This is a genomic window from Neorhizobium huautlense, assembly GCF_002968575.1.
Taxonomy (GTDB): Bacteria; Pseudomonadota; Alphaproteobacteria; order Rhizobiales; family Rhizobiaceae; genus Neorhizobium; species Neorhizobium huautlense.
The window spans coordinates 53865-67479 of sequence record NZ_PVBM01000020.1 but is presented as its reverse complement, the minus strand read 5'-3'; the positions used below and the strand labels follow the sequence as shown (position 1 = coordinate 67479).

The 13615-nt window shown below is 61.7% G+C and carries 11 protein-coding genes; 7 read left to right on the top strand and 4 right to left on the bottom strand.

Annotated features, from left to right (window positions below):
- Positions 1 to 106: 106 nt before the first annotated feature.
- From C5L12_RS19990 to C5L12_RS19980, 3 genes are read right to left on the bottom strand one after another with little or no spacing between them, the layout of a single operon-like run.
- The gene (locus C5L12_RS19990; RefSeq protein ID WP_105373818.1) at positions 107 to 2497 is read right to left on the bottom strand and encodes a phosphoketolase family protein; all 2391 of its coding nucleotides are present in this window, start codon (positions 2495 to 2497) and stop codon (positions 107 to 109) included.
- Positions 2498 to 2520: 23 nt separating this feature from the next.
- Positions 2521 to 3717, bottom strand: a complete 1197-nt coding sequence (locus C5L12_RS19985; protein ID WP_105373817.1) for an acetate/propionate family kinase — start codon at positions 3715 to 3717, stop codon at positions 2521 to 2523.
- Positions 3714 to 3890 carry a hypothetical protein gene (locus C5L12_RS19980; RefSeq protein ID WP_342588637.1) on the bottom strand — a complete coding sequence of 59 codons (177 nt, stop codon included), beginning with the start codon at positions 3888 to 3890 and terminating at the stop codon, positions 3714 to 3716. The genes C5L12_RS19985 and C5L12_RS19980 overlap by 4 nt, the downstream gene beginning before the upstream one ends.
- 163 nt (positions 3891 to 4053) lie before the next feature.
- Between C5L12_RS19980 and C5L12_RS19975 the strand changes: the two genes are divergently transcribed.
- Both C5L12_RS19975 and C5L12_RS19970 read left to right on the top strand, forming a co-directional pair.
- Complete coding sequence (locus C5L12_RS19975) at positions 4054 to 5556, top strand: pyruvate kinase (RefSeq protein WP_105373816.1); 1503 nt, start codon at positions 4054 to 4056, stop codon at positions 5554 to 5556.
- 89 nt (positions 5557 to 5645) lie between these two features.
- Positions 5646 to 7151, top strand: a complete 1506-nt coding sequence (locus tag C5L12_RS19970) for a bifunctional aminoglycoside phosphotransferase/ATP-binding protein (protein WP_105373815.1) — start codon at positions 5646 to 5648, stop codon at positions 7149 to 7151.
- 37 nt (positions 7152 to 7188) lie between these two features.
- Here the strand turns inward: C5L12_RS19970 and adhP are convergent, their stop codons facing one another.
- Positions 7189 to 8226, bottom strand: a complete 1038-nt coding sequence (adhP, locus tag C5L12_RS19965) for an alcohol dehydrogenase AdhP (protein ID WP_105373858.1) — start codon at positions 8224 to 8226, stop codon at positions 7189 to 7191.
- 188 nt (positions 8227 to 8414) lie between these two features.
- Between adhP and C5L12_RS19960 the strand changes: the two genes are divergently transcribed.
- The 5 genes from C5L12_RS19960 to C5L12_RS19940 all read left to right on the top strand — a co-directional run bounded on the left by C5L12_RS19960 (position 8415) and on the right by C5L12_RS19940 (position 13612).
- Positions 8415 to 8864 carry a hypothetical protein gene (locus tag C5L12_RS19960; protein WP_105373814.1) on the top strand — a complete coding sequence of 150 codons (450 nt, stop codon included), beginning with the start codon at positions 8415 to 8417 and terminating at the stop codon, positions 8862 to 8864.
- A gap of 184 nt (positions 8865 to 9048) precedes the next feature.
- Positions 9049 to 9579 carry a dihydrofolate reductase gene (locus tag C5L12_RS19955; protein ID WP_105373813.1) on the top strand — a complete coding sequence of 177 codons (531 nt, stop codon included), beginning with the start codon at positions 9049 to 9051 and terminating at the stop codon, positions 9577 to 9579.
- Between the two features lie 137 nt (positions 9580 to 9716).
- Positions 9717 to 10811 carry an FtsH protease activity modulator HflK gene (gene hflK / locus C5L12_RS19950; RefSeq protein ID WP_105373812.1) on the top strand — a complete coding sequence of 365 codons (1095 nt, stop codon included), beginning with the start codon at positions 9717 to 9719 and terminating at the stop codon, positions 10809 to 10811.
- Positions 10808 to 11746 (top strand): protease modulator HflC, encoded by a 939-nt coding sequence (gene hflC / locus C5L12_RS19945; protein ID WP_105373811.1) that lies wholly within the window; start codon positions 10808 to 10810, stop codon positions 11744 to 11746. The genes hflK and hflC overlap by 4 nt, the downstream gene beginning before the upstream one ends.
- A gap of 225 nt (positions 11747 to 11971) precedes the next feature.
- A complete protein-coding gene (locus C5L12_RS19940) occupies positions 11972 to 13612 on the top strand; it encodes a Do family serine endopeptidase (RefSeq protein ID WP_105373810.1) in 1641 nt (546 codons plus the stop codon).
- Positions 13613 to 13615 lie beyond the last annotated feature (3 nt).

Here is a 13615-nt window from a genome sequence, read left to right as displayed (position 1 = left end):
CAGCAAAAACCGACCTCGAACCCGTGGCGGGTCCGAGCGGCTTTTCTGAAGACAATACCTGACGCAAATCACCGGCCATTGACATCCATCAATTCGGATGCGCCGCCTAACGTTTCCATCTCCAGTTCTGGATCTCCGGCATGTCTTCGCCGTATTCCCTGACATAGTGATGGTGTTCGTCAAGCTTGGCCTGCAGGACTTCCACGACGTGACCTGCTTTCGCCTTGAGGCCCGGGACGCGTTCGATCGCCTCGATCGCAAGATGGTACCGGTCGAGTTCGTTCAACACGGTCATGTCGAAGGGCGTGGTCGTGGTACCTTCCTCCACGAAACCGCGGACGTGGATATTGCCGTGGTTGATGCGCTTATAGGTCATCCGGTGGATGAGATAAGGATAGCCGTGATAGGCAAAGATCACCGGCCGGTCGGTGGTGAAGAGGCGGTCGAATTCCTCGTCGGCAAGGCCGTGCGGGTGGTGTTCCTTCGATTGCAGGGCCATCAGGTCGACGACATTGACCACGCGGATCTTGAGTTCCGGTATCGCCTCCCGCAGGAGGGCGACGGCCGCGAGCGTTTCCATGGTCGGGACGTCGCCGGCGCATGCCATGACGACGTCGGGCGCGACTGCGCCGTCCTCGTTACCGGCCCAGGCCCAGATACCGGCTCCGGCCTCGCAATGCGCAACGGCCTCGTCCATCGTCAGCCATTGCGGCTCCGGCTGCTTGCCGGCAACGATGACGTTGATGCGGTCCCAGGTCCTCAGGCAATGGTCTCCGACCCACAAAAGGGTATTGGCATCCGGCGGCAGGTAGATGCGCACGATATCCGCTTTCTTGTTGGCGACGAGATCGACGAAACCGGGGTCCTGATGGGAAAAGCCGTTATGGTCCTGCCGCCAGACATGCGAGGTCAGCAGGTAGTTAAGCGAAGAGATCGGCTTTCTCCAGGGCAGTTCCCGGGAAACCTTCAGCCACTTGGCGTGCTGGTTGAACATCGAATCGACGATATGGATGAAGGCTTCGTAGCAGGAGAAGAAGCCGTGCCGGCCGGTCAGCAGGTAGCCTTCCAACCAGCCCTGGCAAAGATGTTCCGAGAGCACCTCCATCACCCGGCCGTCGCGCGCAAGGTGCACGTCATAAGGCTCGATCCTCTCCATCCAGACACGATCTGTGGCCTCGAAGACGGCTCCTAGCCGGTTGGACTCCGTTTCGTCGGGGCCGAAGATGCGGAAATTCGAGTGGGCGTCGTTGAGCTTCAGCACGTCGCGCAGGTATTTGCCGAGGATCTCCGTTGTCTGCACCATCAGCGCGCCGCGCTCGGTCACCGGCACCGCGTAATCGCGGATCTCCGGCAGGGCGAGCTCCTTGCGCAGGAGACCGCCATTGGCGTGCGGGTTGGCGCCCATCCGGCGTTCGCCTTTCGGTGCCAGCGCCCTCAACTCCTCCTTCAGTCGCCCGTCCGCATCGAACAGATCGTCCGGATTGTAGCTCCGCATCCAGTCTTCGAGGATTTTGCGGTGCCCGGCGTCCCCGCGGCAATTGGCGACGGGTACCTGGTGGGCCCGCCAGAAGTCCTCGACCTTCTTGCCGTCCACCTCCTTTGGCCCCGTCCAGCCCTTGGGGCTGCGCAGCACGATCATCGGCCAGCGCGGGCACTGGTCGCCGGCCTTGCCTTCGCGGGCTTCGCTCTGGATCGTCCTGATGCGGTCGAATGCCTGATCGAGTACGGCAGCCATCTGCCTGTGCATCTTTTCCGGCTCGTGCCCTTCGACGAAGAAAGGCTCGTAGCCATGGCCGCGGAAGAGATGGTCGAGGTCTTCGTCGCTCATCCGCGACAGCACGGTCGGATTGGCGATCTTGTAGCCGTTAAGATGCAGGATCGGCAGAACCGCGCCATCGCGAGCCGGATTAATGAATTTGTTCGACTGCCAGCTTGCCGCAAGCGGTCCGGTCTCGGCCTCGCCGTCGCCGACGACGCAGGCGACGACGAGATCGGGGTTGTCGAAGGCGGCGCCGTAGGCATGCACCAGCGCATAGCCGAGCTCGCCCCCTTCGTGGGTGGAGCCGGGTGTTTCAGGCGCCGCGTGGCTCGGAATGCCGCCTGGAAAGGAAAACTGCCTGAAGAGCCTTTTCATGCCCTCGGCGTCTTGGCCGATATCCGGATAGATCTCGCTGTAGCTGCCTTCGAGATAGGTGCTGGCGACCATGCCAGGCCCGCCGTGTCCGGGGCCGCAGACATAGATCATGCCGATATCGCGGTGACGGATGACGCGGTTGAGGTGGGTATAGATGAAGTTGAGGCCGGGCGTCGTGCCCCAGTGGCCGAGCAGGCGAGGCTTGATGTGTTCGGGCTTCAGCGGCTCGCGCAGAAGGGGATTGTCGAGCAGATAGATCTGCCCCACGGAAAGATAATTGGCGGCGCGCCAATAGCGGTCCAGCAGCGCCAGCTCTTGCGGGCCGATCTCGGGCTGTGTGGGAAGGGGCACGTTAAGCTGCATCGACTTCTCCTTGGGCTGGGCCGTTAGGCCGGCACGCGATCGTTCGCTTTCAGAACAGAAAGACATTCGTCGGCGATCATCTGTTCTTCGTCCGTCGGAATGACATGGACTGCGACATGGCTTGTTGGGGTACTGATTTTAGAGGCGTTCCTGCCGTTGGCTGCGGCATCGAGTTCGACACCCAACCAGAGCAGTCGGTCGGCGACGCGTTCGCGGATAATCGGCTGGTTTTCGCCGATGCCGGCGGTGAATACGAGGCCGTCCAACCCTCCGAGCGTCGAGGCCAGGCGGCAGATTTCTCCGGCGATCCTGAATATGAAGAGATCGACCGCTTCGCGCGCCTCCCTGCCGCCGTCATTGATAAGTTCGCGGATGTCGCCGCTGACACCGGAGACGCCGAGAAGACCGCAATGGTGATAGAGAATTTCCTCGACTTCCCGGACAGACTTGCCGAGTGGGCCAAGGAAATGCAGCAGGACGCCCGGATCAAGCCAGCCCGGACGTGTCGCCATCGGAACGCCGTCGAGCGTTGAAAAGCCCATGCTGGAATCGCGGCTCGCACCGTTTTCTATGGCGCAAAGGCTGGCGCCGCTGCCGAGATGCGCGATGACCACCTTGCCATCGGCAATGTCGGGAGCCTTTTTCACGAGAGCGCCCTTCACGTGACGGTAGGAAAGACCGTGGAACCCGTACCGCTTGATGCCCCGGTCGTGATAGGCTCGCGGAATGGCCAGACGCCGAACGAGGTCAGGCTGGCTCGCGTGAAAGGTCGTATCGAAGGAGCCGGTCTGGAAAAGCGACGGGCGGAGATGCCTCACGGCCCTGATAAGCCTAAGTGCCTGGGGCTGATGCAACGGCGCGAGCTCAGTCAGCTTCCTGATGCTTTCGAGCGTTTCTGCTTCCAGTTCCACCGGCCCGTCGAATATATCGCCGCCGTGGACGATCCGGTGGCCTGCGGCCATAACGGCCTCGAGATCGAAATGCTTGCCGAGTTCCCGGAAGACTTCGCCGATGAGTTCCGCAAGATCGTCGCCGGCCTCGCCCTTCAAAGGCAGTTCAAATTGCTCCGGACCTTCCTTGAGATGCAGCACCGGGGGCTGATCTGCAAAATCGACGACCGCCTTGCCGACACGAGCGGCCCCATGGCCGTCCAACCTGAAGATGCCGATCTTCACCGTCGATGAACCGGCATTGAAGGTCAGGAGGAGTTTGTCGGTCATGGGATATCCATTGTCTTGCGATTTCCGGCCGCCATGAGCGCCACAAGAGCTGCCGATGCAGTGCGAACCTCGGCCGGCTCGGCGCGATTTGTCAGAAGGATAGGAACGCGGGCGCCTCCGACCAGTCCCGCCGCGTCGGCTTCGGCAAAATAGATCGGCTGTTTGGCAAGCATGTTACCGGCCCCAACGAAGAATTCGCCAGGCGAGGCTGGCTTTGGCCTTTGTGTCGCATGCCGGGTTCACGGCTTCCTTGACGCAGCGCAAGGCGCGGCCGGCCGTCATGAAGAATTTTCTTCGCGATGCAGGCTGCAGGAAATCATCCAAAGGAGAACAGCGATGCTGCAGCATGCGGTGGAAAATGCTCCCAGGCCTGATGACCTGGCCGATCTGTCTGAAGAACTGTCTGCGCTGCGCCACGACATAGCCAAACAAGGGGCACCGATGTTGGGCGGATTGCTGGGCGAAGACCCACTGGCCGGGGACAAGCGGGCGGGGCTGGAAAACCTCTGCCACTATCTTTCGCTGCGTCACCATGATCTGAGGCCGCTGCAGAGAAAGCTGATGCGGCGGGGGTTGTCCTCGCTCGGTCGCTTGGAGAGCCGGGTCTTGCCGACGATCGATGCCGTTCTGGCTGCGCTTGCGGCGATGCGCGGCGTCGACCCGCAATTTGCGTCGCCGTCGGAGGGCGAGTTCTTCCGGGGCGAAAATCTTCTGGCGCAGGCGACGGACGAGCTTTTCGGGCCGCCCCGCGCCAACCGGCGAGGGCGTATTATGGTAACGCTTCCAAGCGAGGCCGCGAGCCGGCCGGACTTTATCCTCGATCTTGCCAGGCGCGGAATGGATGTGGCGCGGATCAACTGCGCCCATGACGATGAGCAGGCCTGGACGGAGATGGCACGACACGTGCACGCCGCTGGAACCGACATCGGTCGCCGCCTGACGATCTTGATGGATATAGCAGGCCCGAAAATCCGCACGGAAGCCGTCGCGACGGAAAAGGGATCGCGGATCGAGACAGGCGATCTGTTGCGGTTGGTGGCGAAGGGCACGCCTTACGCAACGCCCGAGGTCGCTTTCTGCGCGGCTGTCTCGCTGCCCGAGATCGTCACACGCGTTTCGGTCGGCGACCGGATCCGCTATGATGACGGCAAGCTGGAAGGCGTGATCGAAAGCGTTGGCGACGGCGAGGCACTCGTTCGGATAACGCATACAAAAACGGGCGGTGCCAAGTTGAAGGCAGAGAAAGGACTGAACCTGCCGGATACGGCGCTTGGTCTGTCTCCCTTGACCGCCAAGGATCAAAGCGATCTCGCCACCATCATTCGCCATGCCGATATGCTCGGCTATTCCTTTGTGAGCCGTGCCGACGACATCGACCTCCTGGAGGAGGCGCTTGGCGAACATCCTCCGCGCGAGCATGCGCTTGGCCTCATCGCCAAGATCGAGCAGCCGCAAGCGGTCACAAATCTGCCGGCATTGATCGCACGTGCCCGTTGCCGCAATCGCCCCTTCGGCGTGATGATTGCCCGCGGCGATCTTGCCGCCGAGATCGGCTTCGAGCGGGTGGCGGAAATGCAGGAGGAAATCCTCTGGATCTGCGAGGCCGCCTTCGTGCCGACGGTCTGGGCGACGCAGGTTCTAGAGGATCTGGTAAAAGACGGCCTGCCATCCCGCGGCGAGATGACCGACGCAGCCATGGCTGCCCGCGCGGAATGCGTCATGCTCAATAAGGGACCTGCCGTTGGTGAGGCAGTCAGCCTGCTTGACAGCCTTCTCGCCCGGATGGACGAACATATCTTCAAGAAGACCCCGACGCTGCGGGCGCTGAAGTCTTGGTAGAGCAAGCGGAGCCTCGCAGTTGACCCATGAAAGGTGGCGTCGGGTCGCACGGCTTCTTTGGATGAAGCGATTCTGTGAGGGAATGCACGATGATGACAGAAGATCAGAGCGGCACGATCGCCTTCCTGACAGATCCGGCCACCTATGGCCTGACAGGTCCGGTCGAGGTGATCGAAACGCATATTTCGGTGGTCGTGCTGGTCGGCGAACGGGCATACAAGCTGAAGAAGGCGCTGAAGCTTCCCTATGTGGATTTTTCCACCGCTGCAATCCGCGAAGAGGCCTGCCGCAAGGAGGTCGCTCTGAATGGCGAGACAGCACCCAACCTCTACCTGGGAGTTCGCCGGATCACATCTGCGGCTGACGGTTCGCTCGAGTGGGACGGCGACGGGGACCCGGTGGATTGCGTCGTCGAGATGGTTCGTTTCGAGCAGGAGAACCTTTTCGACCGCATGGCGGTATCCGGAAAACTGACGCCCGGACTCATGAGCGCCGCCGCGCGCATGATCGCCGTCTACCACGCAAAGGCGCCGGTGGTTGCTGCCGGCGGCGGCGCCGACAATATCGCAGCCGTTCTGGACATCAACGACGCGGGTTTCGCCACCAGCCGGGTCTTCGACAGGACCGCGCTGGCCTCGGTCGGCGAGGCGTTCCGGTCACGATTGCGGCGTCACGCTGCATTGCTGGACAGAAGGGCGGCCGCCGGCAAGGTCCGCCGCTGCCATGGAGACCTTCATCTGCGCAATCTGTGCCTGTTGGAGGGCGAGCCGCGCCTCTTCGACTGCATCGAGTTCAATGCGCAGATTGCCACCATCGACGTGCTCTACGATCTGGCCTTCCTTCTGATGGATATGTGGCACCGGGGTTTCCCGGAACTCGCCAACCTCACGATGAACCGTTATCTCGACGAAACCGGCGATGCGGAAGGTTTCTGCCTGCTGCCTTTCTTCATGGCCATCCGGGCAGCCGTCCGCGCGCATGTCACCGCGACGCAGGCCGAAGAGCCGGGGCAGGATCTCTCCAGGTTGACGGCGGAGGCAAAATCCTACTTCGATATGATCGACGTCCTGCTACAGGACAGGCCGGCCCGCCTGATTGCGATCGGCGGCTTGAGCGGTTCCGGCAAGACGGCCGTGGCCGACCGCCTGGCGGCGAGAGTCGGAGCACCCGCAGGCGCACGGATTCTTGAAAGCGACCGCATCCGCAAAGCCCTCTACGGGGTTTCGGTGGAAACGAGATTGCCTGTTTCTGCCTACGATCCGGAGGTTTCGCGGAAAGTCTACCAGGAGATGGCGCGGCATTCCCAACTCATTCTGGAGCAGGGCGGCTGCGTGGTGGCGGATGCCGTTTTCGACAACCCGGCCAACCGCAAGCTGATAGAAGGCGCCGCAGCCGGCGCGGATTTCCTGGGTGTCTGGTTGGATGCCGTTCCGGCAATCCTCCTGCAGCGAGTACGCAGCCGCGTCGGCGGCCCGTCGGATGCGGATGCCGGCGTATTGGAAGCACAACTTGCCCGCAAACCGTCGGATATCTCCTGGCGGCATGTCGATGCATCCCTGCCGCTGGAGGAGGTCGTCGAGCTCATTTGCCGCTGAAAAAGGCGCCGGCTCCTGAACCGGCGCCCACATTCGATCAACCCGCGGAAGAGAAATCGAGCACCATCCGCCCTTCGATCTTGCCATCCTTCAGGCGGGTGAAGATGTCGTTGATGTCCTCGATTGGCGCCTTGTGGATTTCCGTCCTGACTTTGCCTTCGGTCGCGAAGGCGATGGCCTCGTCGAGGTCACGCCGCGTTCCAACGATCGAGCCACGGACCGTGATGCGCTTCAAGACCACGTCGAAGATCGGCGTGGGGAATTCGCCGGGCGGCAGCCCCACGAGGCTGACGGTGCCCTTGCGTCGCACCATGCGGATCGCCTGAGAAAACGCCGGCGGCGAGACCGCCGTCACCAGCACGCCATGGGCGCCGCCGCCGGTGGCGGTCATGACCTCCTCGACGGCGGTGAGGGCACGAGCATCGACGGCGAGATCGGCGCCTAAGTTGCGGGCAAGTTGGAGCTTGTCGGCGCTGACATCGAGCGCTGCAACCTTCAGACCCATTGCCTTGGCATATTGGACGGCGACGTGACCGAGACCGCCGATACCCGAGATTGCGACCCATTCACCCGGCCTGGCTTCGGTTTCCTTGAGACCTTTATAGGTCGTGACACCGGCGCAAAGGATCGGGGAAATAGAAGCAAAATCGACGTTCTGCGGCAATCGCGCGGCAAAGGCCGCATCGGCAATCACATATTCCGCGAACCCGCCGTTGCAGCTATAGCCGGTATTGTGCTGATGCTCGCAAAGGGTCTCCCAGCCGGTTTCGCAATATTCGCAGCGGAGGCAGGCATCATGCAGCCAGGCAACGCCGACGGCATCGCCCTCCTTGAAACCGGTGACGCCCGGGCCGAGTTCGACCACGATGCCGGCAGCTTCATGCCCGGGGATGAAGGGAGGCGTCGGCTTGACCGGCCAATCGCCGTCGGCGGCATGAAGATCCGTGTGGCAGACACCGCAGGCCATGACCTTCACCAGCATTTCGCCGGGGCCGGGAACGGGTACCGGCACGCATTCGATGGCAAGAGGCTTGCCGAATTGATGCACTATCGCGGCTTTCATGGTTCTTGCCATCAATTGCTCCTTTGCAAAAAGATAAAGTCCGGCGGCGATTGTCCTCAACTTTGCCGTGGTTTCATTGACGCAACGCAATGAGGAGAGGATTGCTATCCGTTGACGCCGATCAATGCCGATGTCCCTGGATCTGCGAAATTGAGAACAACAGGCGAAGGCCTGGGTTCAGCATTTGGCGGAACGGCAAGATGAAGATGGAATACGATGTGGGAGGGCTCGATGCGGCGGATGTGCATCGCGCCTACGCAGTCATTCAGCATGTAATTCCGGGTATCGATCTGGAGGAGTGGAAGGCCCTGACGGCAACCGCCGCCTCCCGTCACGACTGGCTGACCGTGACGGATTCGCGCGGCTATATCCGCGGGCTTTGTTACGTCTTCACCCGGGAGCATCCGGTACGCGGGTCTCAGCTGGAAGTTCCGATCTTTGCGGCAGTCAGCCTCGTCGACAAACACGGTGTGGCCCGCCAGCTTTTCGAGCTCGCCAAATCGCGCGCAAAACAGGCGGGTGTCGAAACCATCCACTTCTGGGCCGCCGGCTCCATGGACTGGGAAAGCCTCGCGAAACTCAGGGAGGCTGCGCCGTGGGACGATGGCGTGATGTATCATCTCAAGACCGACCGGACTTTTCTTTGTTGAAGGGGGTAGCCCCTACTCAGTGCCGGGCCCCCGGCCGATACTCCTGCCCGGACATCGCGGACAATAGCGTCTGAAAACCGGATTTTCATCTTCAAAACCTGTTGCGCATAAGGGCAGGCTTCAATACGGCTGGGCGTCCTTGTTGCCAATCGGCGCTCTCGCCGGCCTTTTGAAAGTGGCCTATATGGCAAAACCACGCCTTGTCATTGTCGTTGCAGTCTCCCGCAATGGAGTAATCGGGCGTGATGGCGATATGCCATGGAGGCTCTCCACCGATCTCAAACGGTTCAAGGCGCTCACGCTCGGCAAACCCGTCATCGTCGGACGCAAGACTTTCGATTCCTTCGGCGGAAAGCCGCTGCCCGGACGTCCGCATGTGGTGGTGACCCGAAATCAGGAGTTTCGGCACGACGGCGTTGCGGTCGCGCCCTCATTCTCTAGTGGCCTGCGCATGGCCGAGGAGAAGGCGGCTGAGATAGGCGCCGATGAGGTGTACGTGCTGGGGGGTGGTGAAATCTATACGCAGGCGATCAAACTCGCGGAAAAGCTGTACGTCACGCATGTCGACGCGGACATCTCAGACGGCGATACTTTCTTTCCGGACATAGATCCGCAGGTTTTCGAAAAGGTGGAAGAGGTTGCTGTCCCGGCTGGCGAGAAGGACAACTATGCGACGCATTTCGTCACCTATCGGCGCCGAAGCGCGACAAACTGAGACATTTCGTTACCGAACAACGGGAAGTTATTGAAGCTGCGTTGAAAGCGGGGCGCGGGATACCTATAACGGCATGGCCCGGCTGCCGTCACGCGGTATCGTCGCGGCATGGGAGTGGTACGAACAAAGAGGTTTTGATGCCCTGGAGCAATCAGAATGGCGGCGGCGGCCCGTGGGGCGGCGGTGGCGGTAATAATCAAGGACCCTGGGGGCAGGGACCGAACCGCCCACGCGGCGGGGGAGGCAGCGGTGGTCCACCTGATCTGGAGGACATCATCCGGCGCAGCCAGGATCGCTTGCGTGGCGTAATGCCCGGCGGATTCAACGGCGGCGCCTTCGTCATCGTGCTCCTTATCGTCGTGGCGTTTCTTGCATTCCAGTCTGTCTATACGGTCCAGCCGGACGAGCGCGGCGTCGAGTTGCGTTTTGGCCGTCCGAAGGACGAGATCTCCATGCCGGGCCTGCATTTCCATCTCTGGCCGCTGGAGTCCGTCGAGATCGTCAAGGTCACGGAGCAGCAGCAGAATATCGGCGCGGCGCGGGGTTCGAGCTCCAATGCCGGCTGGATGCTGACGGGCGACTCCAACATCGTCAACGTGCAGTTTTCCGTGCTGTTCACGGTGACCGATCCCAAGGCCTATCTCTTCAACCTGGAAAGCCCCGCTTCGACGCTGCAGCAGGTCGCAGAAAGCGCCATGCGCGAAGTTGTCGGCCGCCGTCCGGCGCAGGACATTTTCCGCGACAACCGCGAAGACATCTCGACCGAGGTGCGAGGCATCATCCAGGGCACGATGGACACCTACGGTTCCGGCATTTCCATCAATGCGGTGCCGATCGAGGATGCGGCGCCGCCGCGTGAAGTGGCCGATGCCTTCGAAGAAGTGCAGCGCGCCGAACAGGACGAAGACCGTTTCGTGGAAGAGGCGAACCAATACGCCAACCAGAAGCTCGGCCAAGCCCGCGGACAGGCCGCCCAGGTTCGCGAAGAAGCGTCCGCCTACAAGGACCGTGTCGTGAACGAGGCTCAGGGTGAGGCGCAACGCTTCATCTCCATCTATCAGGAATATGCCAATGCGCCCGACGTCACCCGTCAACGCATCTTCCTCGAAACAATGGAAGCGGTGCTGAAGAGCTCAAACAAGATCATCCTGGAGAACAAGGAGGGCGTCATTCCTTACCTGCCGCTCAACGAGATCAACCGGCCCCAGGCCCAGCCGGGAGCTGCACGATGAACTCCAATCGACTTCCGGCAATTCTGATCGGCCTCGCCGTCATTCTTGTCCTGCTCTATTCATCCGTCTTCGTGGTCAACGAACGGGAACAGGCGATCGTGGTTCGGTTCGGCCAGATTCAAGACGTCAAGCGCGAGCCGGGCATCTATTTCAAGCTGCCCTTCGCCTTCATGGATGCGGACCGCGTTCAGTATCTCGAAGACCGCGCGCTGCGTTTCGATCTCGACAATATCCGCGTGCAGGTGCGCGGCGGCGCCTTCTATGAGGTCGACGCCTTCGTCGTCTATTCGATCACCGATCCACGCCGGTTCCGTGAAACGGTGTCCGGCGACAGGGAATCGGCGGAATCTCGGCTGCGCACTCGTCTCGATGCGGCGCTTCGCCGAGTCTACGGCCTGCGCAACTTCGATGCTGCGCTATCTGACGAACGCTCCTCGATGATGCAGGAGGTTCACACCGATCTCAACGCGGCGGCCGAGACCTTGGGCCTCACCATCCGGGACGTGCGGATCCGTCGCACCGATCTCACGCAGGAAGTCTCGGCGCAGACCTTCCAGCGCATGAAGGCGGAGCGACTTGCGGAGGCGGAACTGATCCGTGCGCGCGGCAATGAACAGGGGCAGCGTCGGCGGGCGATTGCCGATCGTCAGGTCGTCGAACTGGTCTCCGAGGCGCAAAGGGATTCGGAAATCCTGCGCGGTGAAGGCGACGCGGAACGCAACCGGATCTTCGGCGAAGCCTTTAAGCGCGACCCGGCCTTCTTCGAATTCTACCGCTCGATGCGGGCCTATGTGGCTTCGCTTGCCGATACCGGGACGACCATGGTCCTGTCGCCAAATTCGGAGTTCCTGCGCTTCTTCAATTCTCCGACGGGAACGCGGCCGGAGCAGCAAGCGCCGGCGGCACCTGCAGTACCCGCAGCACCTGCCAACTGACATCCTGCGCATGAGGGGCAGCGGCGAGCTGCCCCTCATGTTTCGAGATGATCGGCAGGCGACACCCGCTCGGGCGCAGTATGCTCACGAAAAGGTAATTTCCCCGGCATGCATTCCGCCTTATGCTTTGTCGAAACTCTGCCCGATTCAAAGGCTCCAATGATCTTCCCGGGTGAGTGTCGCTCGTCGGGGGCGATGCAGCAAATCCAATAGCGAGGATGCCAGATGGCCCAGACGGTTCGATCGTCCTTCACGCGCTTCGTCACGTTGACGGCCTCTCTTGCCGTATTGGCGAACCCTCTGCAGGCGGTCGCGCAGGCGCAGGCGCCGACGCCTCCGGCACCCGAGCAAAATGGAAATTCGCCCGGCCCGATGCTGCCAGCTCCGCCGACAGCGTCTCCGACGATCAATCCGCCACCGCCGCCGAGCCCGATGGCCCCGGCAGGACCGGCGTCGATCGCCGATATGGCTGAAGGGCTGCTCGATGCGGTGGTCAACATTTCGACCTCGCAGAGCGTCAAGGATCAAGGCGCAGGCCCGCAGCCGCAAATCCAGGAAGGCTCGCCTTTCCAGGAGTTCTTCGAGGATTTCTTCGACGGCCCGGGCAACCAGGGCGGCAACCAGAAGGTTTCTTCGCTCGGTTCCGGCTTCGTGATCGATCCGAGCGGCTATGTGGTAACCAACAACCACGTCATCGAAGGCGCCGACGACATCGAAGTGATCTTCCCGAACGGCAGCAAGCTCAAAGCCAGATTGGTCGGAACCGATACGAAGACCGATCTGTCCGTCCTGAAGGTCGAGCCGAAGACACCATTGAAGGCCGCGCGTTTCGGCGATTCCCGAAAGATGCGCATCGGGGATTGGGTCATGGCGATCGGCAATCCCTTCGGTCTCGGCGGCTCGGTGACGCTCGGCATCATTTCGGCCCGGGGCCGCAACATCAACGCCGGGCCTTATGACAATTTCATCCAGACGGACGCGGCGATCAACAAAGGCAATTCGGGCGGCCCGTTGTTCAACATGAGCGGCGAGGTCATCGGCATCAATACCGCCATCATCTCTCCGTCCGGCGGCTCGATCGGCATCGGCTTTGCCGTGCCGACGGAACTCGCGGAAAATATCGTCCACCAGCTCATAGAGTTCGGCGAAACGCGCCGCGGCTGGCTCGGTGTGCGCATCCAGCCGGTAACCGACGACGTGGCGGCGAGCCTCGGTCTCGATCGCGCACGCGGCGCGCTGATTTCTGGCGTTGTCAACGGCGGACCGATTCAGAAGGGCGAGATCAAGGCGGGCGACGTGATCCTGACCTTCGACGGCCACCCGGTCAACGAGATGCGCGACCTGCCACGCATCGTGGCCGAAAGCCCCGTCGCCAAGGAAGTCGACGTCGTCATCATGCGGGACGGAAAGGAAGAGACCGTCAAGGTGACGCTTGGACGCCTGGAGGACAGCGCCGAGCCTGAGGAGGATGCCGAGCAACCGAGTCTGCCCGAGGGACAGGGCGAGAACCTCGAACCCGACAACGGCACGCCGGGGGATCAGAAGGGCGGCGAGACAGCTGAAAAACCTGCGGCGACCTTCGGGATGACGCTTGCGGCGCTGGACGAGGAACGCCGCAAGGCTTTCAGCATCGCCGAAAGCGTAGAGGGCGTGGTGATTACCGCTGTCGAACCCAATTCGCCTGCGGCACAGAAAGGCCTGAAGGTCGGCGAAGTTGTCGTGGAAGTGGGGCAGGACTTCGTTGAGAACCCCGCCGATGTCGTCAAGAGGATCAATGCACTGAAGGCGGAAGGCCGCCGGAACGCGCATGTGATGATCGCAGATTCTGCCGGCAACCTCCGTTTCGTGGCCTTGCCGCTGGAATAGCCC